Annotated in this window: 21 protein-coding genes; 12 read left to right on the plus strand and 9 right to left on the minus strand. The window is 62.2% G+C overall.

The window, feature by feature from the left end:
* Positions 1-96: 96 nt before the first annotated feature.
* The 7 genes from B9Z50_RS09730 to rfbC all read left to right on the plus strand — a co-directional run bounded on the left by B9Z50_RS09730 (position 97) and on the right by rfbC (position 6,215).
* A complete protein-coding gene (locus B9Z50_RS09730) occupies positions 97-1,476 on the plus strand; it encodes an MFS transporter (protein ID WP_108363821.1) in 1,380 nt (459 codons plus the stop codon).
* 267 nt (positions 1,477-1,743) lie between these two features.
* Entirely contained in the window at positions 1,744-2,445 is a 702-nt protein-coding gene (locus B9Z50_RS09735; RefSeq protein WP_108364354.1) for a response regulator, read from the plus strand.
* 14 nt (positions 2,446-2,459) lie between these two features.
* On the plus strand, positions 2,460-3,761 hold the full coding sequence (locus B9Z50_RS09740) for a HAMP domain-containing sensor histidine kinase (RefSeq protein WP_108363823.1): 1,302 nt from the start codon (positions 2,460-2,462) through the stop codon (positions 3,759-3,761).
* Between the two features lie 258 nt (positions 3,762-4,019).
* The gene (gene rfbA / locus B9Z50_RS09745; protein WP_108363825.1) at positions 4,020-4,892 is read left to right on the plus strand and encodes a glucose-1-phosphate thymidylyltransferase RfbA; all 873 of its coding nucleotides are present in this window, start codon (positions 4,020-4,022) and stop codon (positions 4,890-4,892) included.
* 40 nt (positions 4,893-4,932) lie between these two features.
* Positions 4,933-5,190: a pantothenate metabolism flavoprotein gene (locus B9Z50_RS09750; protein ID WP_108363827.1), complete on the plus strand. Its 258-nt coding sequence runs from the start codon at positions 4,933-4,935 to the stop codon at positions 5,188-5,190.
* Positions 5,187-5,621 (plus strand): type II toxin-antitoxin system VapC family toxin, encoded by a 435-nt coding sequence (locus tag B9Z50_RS09755; protein ID WP_108363829.1) that lies wholly within the window; start codon positions 5,187-5,189, stop codon positions 5,619-5,621. The genes B9Z50_RS09750 and B9Z50_RS09755 overlap by 4 nt, the downstream gene beginning before the upstream one ends.
* Positions 5,622-5,663: 42 nt before the next feature.
* Positions 5,664-6,215 carry a dTDP-4-dehydrorhamnose 3,5-epimerase gene (rfbC, locus tag B9Z50_RS09760; RefSeq protein WP_108363831.1) on the plus strand — a complete coding sequence of 184 codons (552 nt, stop codon included), beginning with the start codon at positions 5,664-5,666 and terminating at the stop codon, positions 6,213-6,215.
* An 18-nt stretch (positions 6,216-6,233) separates the two neighbouring features.
* Here rfbC and B9Z50_RS09765 read toward each other — a convergent pair whose 3' ends face one another.
* From B9Z50_RS09765 to rsmI, 4 genes are read right to left on the minus strand one after another with little or no spacing between them, the layout of a single operon-like run.
* A complete protein-coding gene (locus tag B9Z50_RS09765; protein WP_108363833.1) occupies positions 6,234-6,440 on the minus strand; it encodes a zinc-finger domain-containing protein in 207 nt (68 codons plus the stop codon).
* A 13-nt stretch (positions 6,441-6,453) separates the two neighbouring features.
* On the minus strand, positions 6,454-7,404 hold the full coding sequence (locus tag B9Z50_RS09770; RefSeq protein ID WP_108363835.1) for a branched-chain amino acid transaminase: 951 nt from the start codon (positions 7,402-7,404) through the stop codon (positions 6,454-6,456).
* Between the two features lie 48 nt (positions 7,405-7,452).
* Positions 7,453-7,854, minus strand: a complete 402-nt coding sequence (locus B9Z50_RS09775; protein WP_108363837.1) for a glycerate kinase — start codon at positions 7,852-7,854, stop codon at positions 7,453-7,455.
* Between the two features lie 40 nt (positions 7,855-7,894).
* A complete protein-coding gene (gene rsmI, locus B9Z50_RS09780; RefSeq protein WP_108363839.1) occupies positions 7,895-8,797 on the minus strand; it encodes a 16S rRNA (cytidine(1402)-2'-O)-methyltransferase in 903 nt (300 codons plus the stop codon).
* Between the two features lie 14 nt (positions 8,798-8,811).
* Between rsmI and B9Z50_RS09785 the strand changes: the two genes are divergently transcribed.
* From B9Z50_RS09785 to B9Z50_RS09795, 3 genes are all read left to right on the plus strand, one after another.
* Positions 8,812-9,201 (plus strand): YraN family protein, encoded by a 390-nt coding sequence (locus B9Z50_RS09785; RefSeq protein ID WP_108363841.1) that lies wholly within the window; start codon positions 8,812-8,814, stop codon positions 9,199-9,201.
* 92 nt (positions 9,202-9,293) lie between these two features.
* Positions 9,294-9,878 carry an SIS domain-containing protein gene (locus B9Z50_RS09790; RefSeq protein ID WP_108363843.1) on the plus strand — a complete coding sequence of 195 codons (585 nt, stop codon included), beginning with the start codon at positions 9,294-9,296 and terminating at the stop codon, positions 9,876-9,878.
* On the plus strand, positions 9,879-10,496 hold the full coding sequence (locus B9Z50_RS09795; RefSeq protein ID WP_108363845.1) for a BON domain-containing protein: 618 nt from the start codon (positions 9,879-9,881) through the stop codon (positions 10,494-10,496).
* Between the two features lie 58 nt (positions 10,497-10,554).
* Here B9Z50_RS09795 and B9Z50_RS09800 read toward each other — a convergent pair whose 3' ends face one another.
* A complete protein-coding gene (locus tag B9Z50_RS09800; protein WP_370463077.1) occupies positions 10,555-12,351 on the minus strand; it encodes a carboxyl transferase domain-containing protein in 1,797 nt (598 codons plus the stop codon).
* Positions 12,352-12,449: 98 nt separating this feature from the next.
* On the opposite strand from B9Z50_RS09800, the gene B9Z50_RS09805 reads away from it, so the two are divergent.
* The gene (locus B9Z50_RS09805) at positions 12,450-13,466 is read left to right on the plus strand and encodes an asparaginase (protein ID WP_108363849.1); all 1,017 of its coding nucleotides are present in this window, start codon (positions 12,450-12,452) and stop codon (positions 13,464-13,466) included.
* 18 nt (positions 13,467-13,484) lie between these two features.
* Here the strand turns inward: B9Z50_RS09805 and B9Z50_RS09810 are convergent, their stop codons facing one another.
* On the minus strand, positions 13,485-14,168 hold the full coding sequence (locus tag B9Z50_RS09810) for a YggS family pyridoxal phosphate-dependent enzyme (RefSeq protein WP_108364356.1): 684 nt from the start codon (positions 14,166-14,168) through the stop codon (positions 13,485-13,487).
* A gap of 119 nt (positions 14,169-14,287) precedes the next feature.
* Between B9Z50_RS09810 and B9Z50_RS09815 the strand changes: the two genes are divergently transcribed.
* Positions 14,288-15,193 carry an NAD(P)-dependent oxidoreductase gene (locus B9Z50_RS09815; protein WP_108363851.1) on the plus strand — a complete coding sequence of 302 codons (906 nt, stop codon included), beginning with the start codon at positions 14,288-14,290 and terminating at the stop codon, positions 15,191-15,193.
* 14 nt (positions 15,194-15,207) lie between these two features.
* Here B9Z50_RS09815 and B9Z50_RS09820 read toward each other — a convergent pair whose 3' ends face one another.
* The 3 genes from B9Z50_RS09820 to B9Z50_RS09830 are packed head-to-tail and all read right to left on the minus strand — an operon-like array spanning position 15,208 to position 17,875.
* On the minus strand, positions 15,208-16,116 hold the full coding sequence (locus B9Z50_RS09820; RefSeq protein ID WP_108363853.1) for a DMT family transporter: 909 nt from the start codon (positions 16,114-16,116) through the stop codon (positions 15,208-15,210).
* Complete coding sequence (locus B9Z50_RS09825; RefSeq protein WP_108364358.1) at positions 16,113-17,090, minus strand: 2-dehydropantoate 2-reductase; 978 nt, start codon at positions 17,088-17,090, stop codon at positions 16,113-16,115. Before B9Z50_RS09825 ends, B9Z50_RS09820 begins: the two co-directional genes overlap by 4 nt.
* On the minus strand, positions 17,087-17,875 hold the full coding sequence (locus tag B9Z50_RS09830; RefSeq protein ID WP_108363855.1) for a class II aldolase/adducin family protein: 789 nt from the start codon (positions 17,873-17,875) through the stop codon (positions 17,087-17,089). The genes B9Z50_RS09825 and B9Z50_RS09830 overlap by 4 nt, the downstream gene beginning before the upstream one ends.
* Positions 17,876-18,104 lie beyond the last annotated feature (229 nt).

The following is an 18,104-nucleotide window of genomic DNA, read 5'->3' on the forward strand; positions in this document are numbered from 1 at the left end:
CAGGTTTTAACGCCTTGTCGCCAAGCGATGCGTGAGCAAATGTCAACGGCGACAGCGGGCACAGCCGCTGCACGCGCTGCAGTTGATAATTCGTGGATGTCCGAACCTGTTCTTTCAGCTGCTCCCAACAACAACGCGCCGCCCGCCACCGTGCGCACCTGGCGTGAGGCGCTGCGCTTGTATTTGCAGCCGGCGAGCCTTCGCATGCTGGCGCTGGGTTTTGCGGCGGGCTTGCCGCTCTTGCTGGTGCTGGGCACGCTCAGTTTCAGGTTGCGCGAGGCGGGCATTGACCGCAGCACCATCGGTTACCTCAGCTGGGTGGGTCTCGCGTATGGCGTCAAGTGGATGTGGGCCCCGTTGGTGGACCGCATGCCCATTCCCTGGCTCACACGGCAGCTCGGCCGCAGGCGCAGTTGGCTGCTGGTGTCGCAGCTGGTTATTGCGCTCGGGCTCGTGGGCATGGCCCTGAACGACCCATCGCAGTTGCTGGGCCCCTTGGTGGCTTGTGCTTTGGCTGTGGCCATCGCTTCGGCCACACAAGACATTGCGCTGGACGCCTACCGCATCGAGTCCGCCGAGGTGAACGCCCAAGCCGCCTTGGCGGCCAGTTACCAGACGGGTTACCGCCTGGCCATGATCTGGGCCGGGGCGGGTGTTCTGTGGGTGGCAGCCTGGGCCCAGGGCGAGCAAGCCACGGGCTACTCACAATCAGCCTGGCAAGCGGCTTATCTGGTCATGGCGCTGAGCATGCTGCCGGGCATGTGGGTGGTGCTGGCTTCTCCCGAGCCAGTGCCCGCGCCCTTTGCCCCAGCGCGCAACGTAGCCGAGTGGATCAGGGGCGCGGTGGTCGAGCCCTTTGCTGATTTTTGGTTGCGTTACCGCTGGCAGGCGGTGCTGCTGCTGGCGCTGATCGCGGTTTACCGCATCTCCGACGTGGTGATGGGCATCATGGCCAATCCGTTTTATGTGGATATGGGCTTCACCAAAAGCGAAGTGGCCAGCGTGACCAAGGTGTACGGCGTCATCATGACTTTGGTGGGGGCGTTTGTGGGGGGGCTGCTGTCGGCGCGGTTGGGCGTCATGCGTGTGCTCATGCTGGGCGCAGCGCTCAGTGCAGCCAGCAATTTGCTGTTTGTCTGGCTCAGCGGCGTGGGCCACGATGTGCAGGCCCTGGTCTGGGTCATCTCGGCCGACAACCTGGCCAGCGGCATTGCGTCTGCCGCCTTCATCGCCTATTTGTCCTCGCTCACCAACATCAGCTATTCGGCCACGCAATACGCGCTGCTGAGCTCCATGATGCTGCTGCTGCCCAAGTTCATCGCCGGGTTTTCGGGGGAGTTTGTGGATGCCCATGGCTACGCCAGCTTCTTCACCGCCACTGCCTGGCTGGGCTTGCCTGTGCTGGTGCTGGTGGCACTGGCGTCTAGGGTGCACGCGCTCGCGCCGGAACATGGATCGCTTCGTTCCTTGCGATGACGGCGCTCTCGTTACTGCTTGCTAAGTACGCCAGTCCATGGATTGCTTCGTGCCTCGCAATGACATCGGTTTATTGTTTCGTGCCACGCAATGACATCGGACAATTGCTTCGTGACTCGCAATGACACCAATCAATTGCGCCTTGCCTCGCCATGGCCACTGTTTTGTCAAGGCGAGGAGCGAAGCGACGCGGCCATCCATGTTTCGTTTACCAAACTTTACCGTTTGGATATCCCGTGACCCAGAACCAGGGTGGATGATCCAACCATGAATCAACTTTTGATGATCGAAGACGATGTGCGCCTGGCGGGCATGGTGGCGGACTACTTGGGACAAAACGGCTTTGCCGTGGCCCACGCGCCCGATGCCCGCAGCGGCCTGGACCGTTTGCAAACGCCGGGCATCGATTTGGTGGTCCTGGACCTGATGCTGCCTGACATGGACGGCCTGCAGGTGTGTCAGCGCATCCGCGCCTTGCCCGGCAGCATGGGCCAAGTGCCGGTGCTCATGCTCACGGCCAAAGGTGACCCGATGGACCGCATCATTGGTCTGGAGATGGGGGCCGACGACTATTTGCCCAAACCCTTTGAGCCGCGCGAGTTGCTGGCCCGCATCAAGGCCATCTTGCGGCGCAAAAACACGGTGAATGACACGCCCTCGCAGCTCATGCAGTTTGGCTCGCTGGAAATTGACCGCGATGCCCGCCGCGTCAGCGTCAAGGGCCAGGACTGCGAGTTGACCTCTTACCAATACGACCTGTTGGTGGCGCTGGCCGAACGCGCAGGCCGCGTGCTCACACGCGACCAGATCATGGAAGCGGTGCGGGGCCGAGAACTTGAAGCCTTTGACCGCTCGATCGACGTGCACATGGGCCGCATCCGCGCCGCCATCGAGGCCGACCCCAAAGCCCCCCAGCGCATCCTGACAGTGCGCGGTGTGGGCTACGTGTTTGCCCGCCAGCAAGACTGACACCCAGACAAACCATGCCGATTCGCCGCCTGTCACGCCACTGGTCACGCCACCTTTACCTGCGCATCTGGCTGGCCGTGGTGGCGGGCGTGGCGCTGCTCATGTTGGTGGTGGGCTGGGCTTGGCGTGTCACGGTCGAGCAGCATGCCGCCCCGCCCGCGCCGCGAGAGTGGGTGGTGCTCAACGCCCAAGGCGACGTACTGGACAGCACGACCCGGGCCGGGCCGGGTGCGCCTTTGGTTTTTGAGGTGCCCTTGGCCGACGGCCAAACCCTGCCGCTGCAAGTGCAGCGCGGTGAGCGGCCTGCCGAGCGCCCCCATGCCTCCGCGATGCAAGGCATGCCGGGCATGCCCGGTGTGGGGCCTGGCCCTGAAGGCCGCTTGCCGCCCCATTTGCGCAAAGACATGCCCTGGTGGGCCAAGCCCTCCGGTTTTTTCTGGATGTTGGGCCTCATTGGCCTGGCTGTGGCACTCGGCCTGTACCCCGTGGTGCGCAGGCTCACGCAGCGCCTTGAAGGTTTGCAGCGCGGCGTGCAGCGCTGGGGAGAAGGCGATTTGACGGTGCGCGTGCCAGTGCAAGGCGACGATGAGGTGGCCGACCTGTCCGAGCGCTTCAACGCGGCGGCCGAGCGCATCGAAGGCCTGATGGCCTCGCAAAAGTCTTTGCTGGCCAATGCCTCGCACGAGTTGCGCTCGCCACTGGCCCGCATACGCATGGGCCTGGAGCTGATGGACGTCCCCCTTGTCGACAATTCGGTGCAGCAACGCACCCGCGCCGAAATCCTGCGCAACATGGCCGAACTCGACCAACTGATTGACGAAATCTTGCTGGCCAGTCGCTTGGACGCCAAAGAAGCCGACATCGGCACCATAGAGCCCGTGGACTTGGTGGGCCTGTGCGCCGAAGAGTGCGCGAGGGTTGGAGCCAAACTGGAGGTGCCCCCGGGCATGACCACCCTTGAAGTGCCCGGCGTGGCCAAGTTGCTTCGCCGAATGGTGCGCAACCTGTTGGAGAACGCCAAGCGGCACGGCACTGACTCCCCCATCGATGTCCCTGTCTTGCACCTGCTGATCGGTTCAGACCAAGCGACCCTGACCGTCAGTGACCGAGGCCCTGGCGTGCCTGAGGCCTGGCGACAACGCATTTTTGAGCCATTTTTTCGACTGCCTGGCGCGAGCGAACGCCAGGGCAGTGTTGGCCTGGGCCTGGCCTTGGTCAAAAGCATTGCCGAGCGTCATGCCGGTCAGGTGGAGTGCACAGGCCGTCCCGGGGGCGGCGCTTTGTTTGTCGTCAAACTGCCGATTCAAAATTACTAAATTTACTTTTTTATTGCCAGTACAGTCATGCTTGTCAGTGTCGAATGGGTGCGTAACCTTTAAAATCTGACAAAATTGGGCCTATTTTCTTAAAGCCAAAAGCCCCTTTTTTCTTGAAAGCTTTGATGTGTGGACTCCAAATCATCCAGGCCGTTTCCCGTACATGTCGACGCAAGGGCAGCGCTAGCCTGAGCATCATTCCTTTAACTCAAGCTTGAGTTTTGCTAGGTTGGCCTTCCCTCAAGCGACATTTGTCCTATGACCCAACGCAAAGGCATCATCCTCGCAGGCGGCTCCGGCACCCGTTTGTACCCCGTCACCCAAGCCGTGAGCAAACAGCTCATGCCGGTGTATGACAAGCCCATGGTGTACTACCCGCTGACCACGCTCATGTTGGCCGGCATCAAAGACGTGTTGCTCATCAGCACACCGCAAGACACCCCGCGTTTTACCGAGCTGTTGGGCGATGGCAGCCAATGGGGCATGAACATCCAATATGCCGTGCAACCCAGCCCCGATGGCTTGGCGCAAGCCTTCATCATCGGCAAAGACTTTGTGGGCCATGACCCCAGCGCTTTGGTCTTGGGTGACAACATCTTTTATGGCCATGACCTGGTCAAGCTGCTGGGCAGCGCCAACCAGCGCACCAGCGGCGCCAGCGTGTTTGCCTACCATGTGCACGATCCCGAGCGCTACGGTGTGGTCGACTTCGATGGCCATCAACGAGCCCTGAGCATTGAAGAAAAACCCAAAGTGCCCAAGAGCAACTACGCTGTCACGGGCCTGTACTTCTATGACCAGCAGGTGTGTGACATCGCCGCCGACATCCAGCCCTCTCACCGTGGCGAGCTCGAAATCACCGACGTCAACAAACACTATCTGGCGCTCAACCAGCTCAACGTCGAAATCATGGGCCGTGGCTACGCCTGGCTCGACACGGGCACGCACGACAGCCTGCTCGAAGCCGCGGGCTTCATTGCCACCCTTCAAAAGCGCCAAGGCCTGATGGTTGCCTGCCCCGAAGAAATCGCTTTCCACCAAAAGTGGATCAGCGCCGAGAACCTGCAAAAGCTGGCCCAGCCGCTGGCTAAAAACGGCTACGGGCAATATTTGCTGAACTTGCTCAAGTGATTACAATGCAATCATTGCAATCATCCTAAAGAGACTCAGTATGAGCAGCATCACCATACGCAACCTCGACGACAAGCTCAAAGCCAGCCTGCGCTTGCGTGCTGCGCGTCATGGTTTGTCGATGGAGCAGGAAGTTAGAAACATTCTCCAAAACACCTTGGCAGCCGAGGCGAGACCAGCCAGTGGACTCGAGTTTGCGATGCGCATCAACCAGCGTTTCAAAGGCCTGGGTGCCAATGAACTTGCCCTGCCTGAGCGCCTGCCTCCACGCCCCGTGCCGAACTTTGACCCAGCATGAGCGCGGGATTCCTCATCGATACCAACGTGCTTTCTGAGTTGATGCGCGAAAACCCAGCGCCACAAGTGCTGGCTTGGTTTGCAAGCCAGAACGCCAATTTGATGCAAACCAGCGCCATCACCCATGCAGAAATCTTGGCCGGCATCGCACTCTTGCCCGCGGGCAAACGGCGCGAAGCCATCGCGCAAGCAGCAGGCCAAATCTTTGACGAAGACTTTTCGGGCAGATGCATCGATTTTGGGGGCCAAGCTATAGGCCACTATGCCTTGGTCAGAGCACAACGTCAGTTAGCAGGCCGCCCCATCGATACCGCTGACGCGCAAATTGCCGCTATTGCATTGGCAGCCCAGTTGACACTGGTCACACGCAACACCAAAGACTTTGAAGGCATCAACGACTTGCAAGTCATCAATCCGTGGTTACACCACTGAATCCCCTGCTGGGCGGGCCCACAGGGCCCCTCAAAAAAAGACATGCCCTACACCGTCATCCCCACCCACATCCCCGACGTCCTGATCCTCGAGCCCAAAGTCTTCGGCGACAGCCGGGGTTTCTTTTTTGAAAGCTTCAACCAGCAAGACTTCAACCAAGTCACCGGCCTGGATGTGAACTTTGTGCAAGACAACCACAGCCGCAGCGCCCAAGGCGTGCTGCGTGGCCTGCACTACCAGCTGCAACAAGCGCAAGGCAAACTGGTGCGCGTGGTGCGCGGTGCAGTGTTTGACGTGGCCGTGGATATTCGCAAAAGTTCGCCCACCTTTGGACAATGGACCGGGGTGGAGCTGAGCGAAGACAACCACAGACAGATGTGGGTTCCGCAGGGCTTTGCGCACGGCTTTGTTGTCCTGTCAGACATGGCTGACTTTCTGTACAAAACCACCGATTACTACGCACCTGCGCACGAGCGCTGCATTGCTTGGAACGATCCGGCTATTGGCATCACCTGGCCTCAAGGGCTGACGCCACAACTGTCGGCCAAAGATCAAGCGGGTGTGAGCTTGTCGCAAGCCGAGGTCTTTGGTTGAGTACCAAATCCGTGCAGATCAATGGTGGTGCCCCACCACCTCCCCAGCTTTCAGCTTGTACACGGTGCCGCAATAAGGGCACTTGGCTTCGCCGGTTTTGGCCACATCCAAATACACCTTGGGGTGGCTGTTCCAGAGTTTCATGTCGGCTTTGGGGCTGGGGCAAAAAACGCCGCCTTGGGGGTTCAGGTCGGCGGCCAGCAGTTCAACAGCTTGGGTGCTCATGGTGGTGTGTTCCTCAGACCAAAGTCAGCCAGTGGGCGTACTTGGGGTTGCGGCCGTTGACGATGTCAAAGAAGGCGCTTTGGATTTTTTCGGTGATGGGGCCGCGGCTGCCCACGTAGTCGTCTTTGCCCAAGGCGATGCGGTCCAATTCGCGAATCGGAGTGACTTCGGCTGCAGTGCCGGTGAAGAAGGCTTCGTCGGCAATGTAGACCTCGTCGCGGGTGATGCGCTTTTGCACGATTTCCAGACCCAGGTCCTTGGCGATGTGGAACACCGTGTTGCGGGTGATGCCGTTCAAGGCACCGGCCGACAGGTCGGGCGTGTAGATCACGCCGTTTTTCACCACAAAGATGTTCTCGCCCGCGCCCTCAGACACAAAGCCCGATGTGTCGAGCAGCAGGGCTTCGTCGTAGCCCTCGTCGGTCACTTCCATGTTGGCCAAAATGCTGTTGGTGTAGTTGCTCACCGCCTTGGCTTGCGTCATGGTGATGTTGACGTGGTGGCGGGTGTAGCTGCTGGTTTTGACGCGGATGCCGCGCTTCATGCCTTCTTCACCCAAATAGGCACCCCATGTCCAGGCGGCCACCATCAGGTGGATGGTGTTGCCCTTGGGGCTGACGCCCAGCTTTTTGTCGCCAATCCAAGTCAGCGGGCGGATGTAGCCGCTTTCCAAGTTGTTCTCGCGCACCACGGCGCGCTGGGCCTCGTTGACCTGCGCTTGGGTGAAGGGGATGTTCATGCGCAGGATCTTGGCGCTGTTGAACAGGCGCTCTGTGTGCTCGGCCAGGCGGAAGATGGCGGTGCCTTGCTCGGTTTTGTAGGCGCGCACGCCTTCAAAAGCGCCGCAACCGTAGTGCAGGGTGTGGCTCAGGACGTGGATCTTGGCATCGCGCCAATCGACCATCTGGCCGTCCATCCAGATTTTGCCGTCACGGTCTGACATGGAGGGGATGACAACGCTCATGAAAGTGTCCTTTGAAGAAGGGGCATTAAACAATGCAAAGGGGAGATTTTAAAGGCTGAGCTGCTCGGGCCGCTGCAGTGACCACTCGGTCAGCTTGCCGCCCACAAAGGTGCAGGTCACCACCGATTCGCTGGTGTCGGTCCAGGTGTAGACCTCGGGCTGGGTGTCTTTTTCGGATTGAAGCAGTCCCAAAGAGCGGGTCATGGCGATGACGTGCATCAGCGTGGCCCCTTTTTGCAGCTTGGCGTTGAGCATCACAGCGCTGGCCACATGGCCAATGGGGCGGTCGGCGGCTTTCTTGAGGATGGAGACCATGCGGGTGAAGTGCAGCAGCACCCACATGACAATGCCGCCCACGGCCAAGGCAATGCCTGGCCAGCCAAAGGCTTGCCAGGCGCCGAGGGTCAAGATGACGATCGCGGCAAGGGTAAGGAGTCGGGTGAAATTCATGGGGGCAAATTGTGCCTTGAGCGGCCAAGTAGGCCGGGCCTCAGCCTTGTTTTTTCAGGGCCAGTGCTTGCTCGTACAGGGTGTTTTTGGATTCGCCCGAAATCTCGGCCGCCAATTTGACTGCCGTTTTGAGTGGTAGCTCAGGCAGCAAAAGTTGCAAAACCCGCAGGCCTTCACCTGTGGTCGCGTCGACGGGGGCGTCGTGCAGCACCAGCACAAATTCACCCCGCAGGCGCTCGGGTTTCTCGGCCAGCCAGGCGCTCAGATCGTGTGCGGGCAAGGTCTCGATTTGCTCAAACTGCTTGGTCAGCTCGCGCCCCAGCGTGACGCGGCGCGGGCCCAGTGCAGCCAAGGCCTGAGCCAAGGCCTCGATGCGGTGTGGTGCTTCAAGCAGCACCACGGCGCGGCTTTCTTGCGCCAGGTGTTGTACGGCCAATTGCCGCTCGGTGGCTTTGCTGGGCAAAAAACCGGCAAAAACAAAGCCGTTGTCACCGGTCATGCCCGATGCGCTCAGCGCTGTGGTCACGCTGCTGGCGCCGGGCAGGGGCATGACCCGAAAACCAGCTTGGCGTACAGCCGCCACCAGCCGAGCCCCCGGGTCGCTGATGGCGGGGGTGCCTGCATCGCTGACGTAGGCCACGCGCTGACCTTGGCCCAAGCGCTCGAGCACGCTGTGCGCCGCCTCGGCTTCGTTGTGCTGATGCACGGCCAAGAGCTGGCTGCCCGGCCGGTCAAGCCCGTAGGCACGGAGTAACTGCTGCGTGTGGCGGGTGTCTTCGCAGGCCACCACGTCCACGCGGGCGAGCAGATGCAGGGCCCGCAGGCTGATGTCGGCCAGGTTGCCAATGGGGGTCGCCACGACATACAGTGTGCTGGCCGGGTGGCTTTGTGATCCGGCAGCCTCGTGCGCGGCGGCAAGGGCGTTGGCAAACGAGGCAGACAAGGGAGACGGAGTCAATGCAATTCCTCAAAAAAGACAAACCTGGCCCCAGCACGGCCAAAGCCCGGGGTGATGCGGGCGAAGACGAGGCGCTGGCCTTTTTGCAAGCGCGCGGCTTGCGGCTGCTGCAGCGCAATTATCGGACCCCGGGCCGAGGCGGGGGTGAGATAGACCTGATCATGCAATGTCCGGACGGGACGGTGGTGTTTGTGGAGGTGCGCCATCGCAGCCGCAGCGACTTTGGGGGCGCCGCCGCCACGGTCGGTGTGCACAAGCAGCGGCGCATCATTTTTGCGGCCCGGCATTACCTGCTGACTTGGCGGCAATTGCCGCCGGCGCGCTTTGATGTGGTGACGCTGGAGGGCCAGGGTCCGCAATGGCTGCAGGCTGCCTTTGACGCCAGTTGACGTGGGTGGATGCCCCGCAGTGAAGTGAATGAGCACACACAAAGCGGGCAAACCCAGCTTGCACAGGGCTGGCGGGGTTATCATGCCGCCCTATGTTAGACCTGCGCATTCAACAGCATTTCATTGACAGTGCCGACCTTCATTACCAGGTGGCCGAAGGTTTGGCCAAACCGGTTGATGCCGCCGTGCAAGCTGTGCTCGCTTGTGTCACGGGCGGCGGTAAGGTGCTCACCGCCGGGCAAGGTGCGTCGGCTGGCCTGGCCCAGTATTTGGCGGGCTTGCTGGTGGGCGGTTTTGAGCGTGAGCGGCCGGGCCTGTCGGCCATGGCCTTGTCGGCCGATGCCCAGATGGCCAGTTTATGGCCCGAAGACCAAGGTTTGGCCAGTCAGGTGCGTGCCCTGGGTCATACGGGCGATGTGCTCTTTCTGATCAGTGCCCAAGGGGCAGAGCCGGCCTTGGTGCAGGCCGTGCAAGCCGCGCATGAGCGTGAAATGAGTGTGGTATTCCTCAATGGGCAGCAAGGAGGCGCTGTGGCACGGCAGTTGCGCGAGACGGATGTGAACGTCTGCGTGCCCCACGAGCGCGTGGCTCGAATTCGCGAGGTGCAGCAGTTGGTGCTGCATTGTTTGTGTGATGGCATTGACACCCAATTGTTGGGTGAACAGGAGTCTTTTTAAATGAAACGTCAACTTCAAACAGTTGTTTACGGTGCTGTATTGCTGGCATCTTTGGCCAGCCTGAGTGCTTGCGCACCTTTGATTGTGGGCGGCGCCGTCATGACCGGCGTTGTGGCCACGGATCGCCGCACCGCGGGCACCCAGGTCGAAGACGAGAGCATTGAGATCAAGGTGGCCAGCGCTGTGCGCAGTGAGATGGGCGATCGCATTCACTTGAACGTGAGCAGCTTCAACCGACAGGTTTTGCTCACGGGTGAAGTGCGCACTGCCGCTGACAAAGAGCGTGCCGAAAAACTGGCTCAGAGCCAAGAAAACGTCAAGGCGGTGGTGAACGATCTGGCCGTGATGCCCATCAGCTCGCTCACGCAGCGGTCCAAGGACGTCGTCCTCACAAGCCGGGTCAAAGCCGCCTTTGTGGATGCCAAAGATTTGCAGCTCAACGCTTTCAAAGTGGTGACCGAGCGAGGCACCGTCTACCTGATGGGTCGCGTGACTTCGCGCGAGGCCAAACGTGCCACCGACATCACGCGCAGCATGAGCGGTGTGACCAAAGTGGTGCGCGTGTTTGATGAAATTTCTGAGGAAGATTTGCAGCGACTGAGTCGCCCGACCAAGTAATCGGTCGCCTGCGAGCAGGCGCGCCGTCGCACGGGGTCTGCGGCGGAGGGCGCCCGTCTCACCAAGTGTCTATTGCCAAGCGGCCATCAGAGGGCTTCACGCGCCCTGCTTCCAGTCCTGCCACCAGCCATTCACGGGTTTGAGCGGGGTCGATCACCGCGTCGATCTCCAGTGTGGCGGCCATGTTGATGGCGCTGCCGTTGTCGTATTGCTGTGCCAGCAGCCGCTCGAACAGGGCCTCTCGCTCGGGACCTTCGGGCAGGGCCTCGAGTTCTTTGCGGTAACCCAAACGCACCGCACCCTCCAGGCCCATGCCACCAAACTCGCCTGTGGGCCAGGCCACCGTGGCCAGGGTTTCGTGAAAGCCCCCGCCGGTCATGGCCATTGCGCCCAAGCCATAGCCCTTGCGCAGCACCACGCTGAGCAGCGGCACCCGCAGATGCGCCGCAGCTACAAACAGGCGTGAGACATGGCGCACCTGCGCCGTGGCTTCGGTGTCGGGCCCCACCATAAAGCCGGGTGTGTCCACCAAACTCACGAGGGGCAAACCATGCGCGTTGCACAGCTGCATGAAACGCGCGGCTTTGTCTGCCGCATCGGCGTCGATCGCGCCACCCAAGTGCAGCGGGTTGTTGGCCATCAGACCGACCGGGCGGCCCGCGATGCGCGCAAGGGCCGTGTGGATGCCGATGCCAAAACCAGTGCGCAAATGCAGCAAGCTGCCCTCGTCGGTCATGCCCTGCATGGCAGCGCGTGTGTCGTACACGCGCAAACGGTTTTCGGGCACCACATGGCGCATGGCCTCGGCAGGCGGCGCTTGCCAGCTCGGGGTGGACCCTTGGAAAAAAGACAGGTAATGCCGTGCCTGCGCCACGGCCTGGGTTTCGTTTTCGACCAGCACGTCGATCACGCCGTTGCCGTGCTGCACCTCGCTCGGGCCGATCTGTTCCGGTTTGAACACGCCCAAGCCCCCGCCTTCGACCATGGCGGGGCCGCCCATGCCGATGTTGCTGTCCTGCGTGGCGATGATCACGTCCGCACAGCCTAGCAGCGCCGCGTTACCGGCAAAGCAGCGCCCGGCCACCACACCCACCACCGGCACCCGGCCGTTGAGGCGAGCGAACGATGCGAACGTGGCCAGGTTCAGACCGGCCACGATGGCGACATCGACATCGCCGGGTCTGCCGCCACCACCCTCGGCAAACAGCACCACGGGCAACTGGTGGTGCAGGGCGATGCCCAGCATGCGGTCGGTCTTTTGGTGGTTGCGCATGCCTTGTGTGCCGGCCAGCACGGTGAAGTCGTAGGCCATGACCACCACGCGCTGACCGTTGATGCAGCCGATGCCCGTGACCATGCCGTCGGCGGGCGTGTTGCGCATCAGATCATCGGCGCTGCGGCGGCGACTTTGTGCGGCCACAGCCAGCGCCCCGTATTCGACAAACGAGCCCTCGTCGCACAGGTCGGCTATGTTTTCTCGGGCCGTGCGCAGCCCCAAAGCGTGGCGCTTGGCGATGGCTTCGGGGCGTGCAGCGTCCTGAGTGAAGGCCAGACGGGCCTGCAGTTTTTGCAGGTCAGCGCGGTCCTGCCCCGGGACGGAAGCTGTTTTGCTGGCGGCTGCAACCACGGGCGACGAAGCCGCATCAGCAACAGCCATGAGCGAGCACAAGACGTCGCCTTCGGCCACCGTTTCACCCGCTTGGTAAAACGTTTCACCCACACAGCCTGCCTGAGAGGCACGGATTTCGTGCTCCATCTTCATGGCTTCCAGAATCACCAGAACGTCGCCTGGGCGCACGTTCGCACCGGGGGAGACCAGCCACTGCACCACCTGCGCTTGAAGGGGGGATTGAATGTTTTGCATCTGGGCATTGTGCGCGGCCGCTCAAGCGACACCCGGTCAAGTCCGGGACAATTTAAACTGGTTTTTTCTTGTCACCAAAAACCCAATCCATGAACTTTGAACCCCTGATTGAGCTGACCCGTAACGGTGTGCAAGAGTGCGTGCACATGGGCGCGCTGGCCGTGACCGACACCGAAGGCCGCGTATTGGCGCAAGTGGGCAACCCGCACTGGCTGTGCTTCACCCGCTCCACCCTCAAGGCGATGCAGGCTTTGCCGCTGATCCAGTCGGGTGGGGTGGCGCATTTTGGGTTCACGCCGACCGAGTTGGCCCTGATGTGTGCCAGCCACAACGGCGAAGACATGCACGTCGAGCAGGTCACGTCCATTTTGCGCAAAAGCGGCAGCAGCACGCGCCAGATGCGCTGCGGCTGCCATGTGCCGTACCGCTTCACGTTTTTTGACCGCCCCATGCCCGAAGGCTTTGCCTACGATGAGCGGCACCACAACTGCAGTGGCAAACACAGCGGCTTTTTGGCGTATTGCGTGCAGCACGGCCTGCCCACCGACAGCTACACCGAGGTGGACCATCCCCTGCAACAAAAAATTCGCCAAGCCGTGGCGCACCTGGCGGGCCTGGGTGAGCAAGAGCTGGCGCTGGGCATCGACGGCTGCTCGGCCCCCAACTACGCCATGCCCTTGTCGCGTCTGGCCCGCAGCTATGCCCGTCTGGCTCAGCCGGAGTCGGACGGACTGTATGGCGAGAGCCTCAAACAGTTGGGCGAAGCCATGAGCGCCCACCCGGAATTGGTCTCGGGCACGGGCCGCAACGACGCTGATTTCATGCGTGTCGGCCGCGGTGACTGGGTGACCAAAGTGGGCGCGGACGGCGTGCAGGTGGTGGGCAGTCGCTCCCGCGGGCAAGCCCTGGCCATCAAGATCATGGACGGCAACAAGGCCGCCTTGTTCGCCGCCACCGTGGAGGCGCTCGACCAATTGGGTTGGCTGGACGATGCGCAGCGCCTGGCACTGGAACCTTGGCGCGCGCAGGTGCTGCTGAATGTGGCCGGGGTGCCGGTGGGCGAGCGGCGCAGCGTGTTCAAGCTGCGCATGGGCGAGGGCGCCTGAAACTCAGGTTTTGAGCGATCAGCGTTGGCCAAAGATCGCCGTGCCCACCCGCACCAAAGTGCTGCCTTCGGCAATCGCGGCGGCCATGTCACCGCTCATGCCCATCGACAAGGTGTCCAGCGGCAGGCCTTGCTGGCGCAGGGCTTCAAACAGGGCCTGGGCTTGGGCATGCACCGAGCGCATCTGCGCTTGGCTGGGTGCGGGCTCGGGAATGGTCATGAGACCGCGCAACTGCAGGCGCGGCAAAGCTGCCACGGCTTGTGCCAGCGCGGGCAGCTCCTGCGGGCTCACGCCCGATTTGGTCTGGCCGCCATCCACATTCACCTGAATGCACACCTGCAAGGGCGGCAGATGGGCCGGGCGCTGCTCGGACAGGCGCTGGGCAATTTTGAGGCGGTCCACGCTGTGCACCCAGTCAAAGTGTTCGGCCACCAAACGGGTCTTGTTGCTTTGGATGGGCCCAATGCAATGCCACTGCAGCGGCAAGTCGTGCAGGGCGGTGATCTTGTCCACCGCCTCTTGAATGTAGTTTTCGCCAAAGGCCGTGAGTCCGGCCGCATGGGCCTGACGCACCGCATCGGGCCCCCAGGTTTTGGACACGGCCAGCAAGTGCACGCTGCCCGGTGCGCGGCCAGCGGCTTGGCAAGCGGCCCAAATTTGCGCCTGCACGTGGGCGATGTTGTTGGCAATCGAGGAGTTCATGGCTTGAGCGTACCAAAAGCGCATCTGTCACCCTTTGGTCAGCCCAAAGCACCCGTTGCGCACCCGAACACCCACAGGCTGCCAAAATAGCCCTTTTTCTACTCCACGACGAGACACCCATGAGCCAAATCGCTGCCAAAACCTACGACGCCACCCCCGCCAAAAAAGTCGCCTTTTTGGGCTTGGGCGTGATGGGCTACCCCATGGCGGGCCACTTGGCGCGCGCCGGGCACCACGTGACGGTGTACAACCGCAGCGCCGCCAAGGCCGCCGCTTGGGCCGCTGAGTGCCCTGGCAACGCCACCGCACCCACACCGCGTGAGGCGGCAGCCGGTGTGGACATCGTGTTTGCCTGCGTGGGCAACGATGCCGATTTGCGCAGCGTGGTCTTGGGACCAGACGGTGCGTTTGCCGGCATGAAGCCCGGCGCGATTTTTGTGGACCACACCACGGCGTCCGCCGAAGTGGCCCGCGAGCTGTACGCCGAGGCCCAAAAACTGGGTCTGCACTTTGTGGACGCCCCCGTCTCGGGCGGCCAAGGCGGCGCACAAAACGGCCTGCTCACCGTCATGTGCGGTGGTGATGCGGCCGCTTTTGATGCCGCCAAGCCTGTGGCCATGGCGTTTTCGCGCGCCTTCACCTTGCTGGGTGCTTCGGGTGCAGGCCAATTGGCCAAGATGGTCAACCAGATCTGCATTGCGGGTCTGGTGCAAGGCTTGTCCGAGGCCGTTGCCTTTGGCCAGCAAGCCGGGTTGGACATGCACCAGGTGCTGGACGTGATCGGCAAGGGCGCAGCCCAAAGCTGGCAGATGGACAACCGCGGCAAGACCATGGCCGACGACAAGTTCGAGTTTGGCTTTGCCGTGGACTGGATGCGCAAGGACCTGGGTCTGGTGCTGGACGAAGCCAAGCGCAACGGTGCCCGCCTGCCGGTGACGGCTTTGGTGGACCAGTTTTACGCCGATGTGCAAAAAATGGGCGGTGGCCGCTGGGACACGTCCAGCCTGATCCGCCGCCTGCGTTGATTTCGCGTTGAACTTCAGGGCTTGCGCAAGCCCAGCCACATCACCGTGCACACCACCACGGCCGCCCCCAGCAATTGCATGGGGGCGATGGCTTGGCTCAGCAGCGCCCAGGCCAGCACCAGCGCAAAGATGGGCTCCACATTCATGATGGCCGAGTTGCCCACCACGCCCAGTTTGGGCAGCACGGTGAACATGATGGTGAAAGCGGTGCCGTACAAAAACGTCAGTGCGGCCAGCCCCCACCAACCGGGCACAGCCTGAGGCCACTGAAACCCGCCTTGCGTGAGCGCCACGCTGGCGGCCAGCACGCCCACGGTGGCCATGGTGGTGAAAGTGCGCAGACGCCCATCCACGCCCACCGTTTCGTGTTGGGTGAGCACCAAGGCCAGGCCAAAGGTGGTGGATGCCGCCAGGGCAAAACCCACGCCTGCCCCGATTTCTGCCCAGTGACGCGCCGCGCCCAGGCCCGAGGCCGCGCCCAACACGTCCAGCGCCAGGGCCAGCCCAGCCATCATCACCGGCATGGCCCACAGCACGGCGCGTTCGGGTCGATGGCCGTACAGCATCCTGGCCCACAGGGCGGTGGTCAGCGGGTAAGTGTTAAAAGCGAGCAAGGCTAGGGCCACCGGCAAACGCGCCACTGCCGAGTACAGGCACACGCTTTGCACCGCGATCAGCAGGCCCACCGCACCCAGGTATTTGCGCTGCCCGGGCAAGACACGCAAGGCCACCTTTTGCTGCCACAGGATCAACGCCACCACGGTGGCCGTGATGACACTGCGCACCGTCACCGCCGTCACCACATCCAGTCCGTGGTTGAAAGCGGTGCGGGCGGCCACATGGTTGGCCCCCATCATGAAGGCGATCAGCAGCAAGGTGCCAAAGGCCGCGCCGCTCAAACCCGGTTTGGCGGGTGCGTTCATGGGTACAGACCCAGGCCCCGCGCATGCAAGCGAGACAAGCCCAGCAAAGCATCGGTGAAGGGTGTGGCCACGCCGGTCAGCTGGCCCAGCTCGCGCACGGCGGCCACCAGGGCGTCGAGCTCGACCGGTTTGCCCGCGTCCACGTCTTGCAGCATCGAGGTGCGAAAGGCACCCAGCTTGCGCGTGACGGCGTGGCGGTCTTCGGGCGTTTGCGCAATGGGAATGCCGATGTGCTCACCAATGGCCTTGGCTTCGAGCATGATGCGCGAGACAAAATCGCGCACCAGCGGGTCGTCCAGGATCACGTCGGTGGTGGCCCCTGTGAAGGCGCTGATCGGGTTGATGGTCATGTTGCCCCAGAGCTTGTACCAGACGTCTTTCTGGATTTGGGGGGAGACCGTGGCGTTGAAGCCCGCTTGCACCAACAAGGCGGCCAGCGCCTGAATGCGAGGCGAATCTACCCCACTGGGCTCACCCACAATCAGCCCGTTGCCAAAGTGGTGCCGGATCACGCCCGGCACATCGACTGAGCAGCTGGCGTGCACCACGCCACCCACAATGTGCGCCGCCGGGATGTGCTGCGCGATCACGCCGCCCGGGTCCACCGAGTCCAGATGGGTGGCCGACAACGCACCCCCAAAGCCCTGCAAAAACCACCACGGCACGCCGTTCATGGCCGTCAGCACCACGGTGTTGGGGCCGATGAGTGGTCCGATGCGTCGGGCCACGTCGGCCATGGCGGGGGCTTTCACGGCCACGATCACCAGGTCTTGCACGCCCAGATCGGCCGGGTTCTCGCGGGCGACCAAAGAGGTGTGGATTTCCTGTCCGGCTTGCAGCAGCACCAGGCCGTTTTGTTGCAGGGCTTCGAGTGTGGCGCCTCGTGCCACCGCGCTCAGGCTGCAGCCTTGCTGCGCCAGGTGCGCCCCGATCCAGCCGCCAATGGCGCCTGCGCCATAAATACAGACTTTCATGCGCGCCACCCTGTGTCTTGCCGATCGATCTGACGCACCAGGGCCTGGAATACATCTTCGCCTGCGCCGTGGTGAGGGTTGAACTGCAAGGCATCCTGGGTGCATTTGTCGGCAATCGCTTCGGGCACCACAATGGGTTGGCCCATGCTCAGCGTGGCCTGCTGAATTTCGCAGGCGCGCTGCAAAGTCCAAAGCACCGCAAAGGTCTGTGCCAAGGTGTGGCCCCAGGCCAGCAGACCATGGTTGCGCAAAATGACGGCCTGCTTGTCGCCGATGCTGCGCAGCAGGCGCGGCGCTTCGTCGGCGTGGATGGTGATGCCTTCAAAGTCATGGTAGGCCACCATGTTGTGCAGCTGGGCGCTGTAAAAATTGGTCTGCTGCAAGCCGCCTTGCAAGCAGGCCACCGCCACGCCTGCTGTGGTGTGGGTGTGCATCACGCAGTGGGCCCCGGCCAGACCTTCGTGCACAGCAGCATGCACCGTGAAACCCGCCGGGTTGACGGGGTAGGGCGAGCCATCGAGCACGCGCCCTTGCACGTCGATCTTGACCAAATTGCTGGCCGTCACCTCGCTGTAGTGCAGCCCGAAGGGGTTGATCAAAAACTGTTTTTCGCCCGCTGTCACGCTGTCCGGCAGGCGCAGCGTGATGTGGTTGTAGATCATCTCGGTCCAGCCAAGCAACGCGAACACCCGATAGCAAGCGGCCAGCTGCAAACGCGCTTGCCATTCGTCAGGGTGCACCCGCGCTTGCAGCGAGGGCACCAAGGGTTGGGGGGTGGGGAACATCAGGGTCTCCTTTTGGGTTTGTGGGAGGCAGTGGTTGGCGAGTGATGGACTGCCACGTCGCTGCGCTCCTCGCAGTGACGGGGTAAAGGCGTCCTCGAAGCGACGAGGTACAGACGTCCACGAAGCGACGAGGTATGGACGTCCTCGCAGTGACGGAGAGTAGACGTCATCGCGAGGAACGAAGCGATCCATGTTGAGACCATTGAATGGGCATGACGGCGGTCATTGG

Source organism: Limnohabitans sp. Bal53, from assembly GCF_003063355.1.
Taxonomy (GTDB): domain Bacteria; phylum Pseudomonadota; class Gammaproteobacteria; order Burkholderiales; family Burkholderiaceae_C; genus Limnohabitans_A.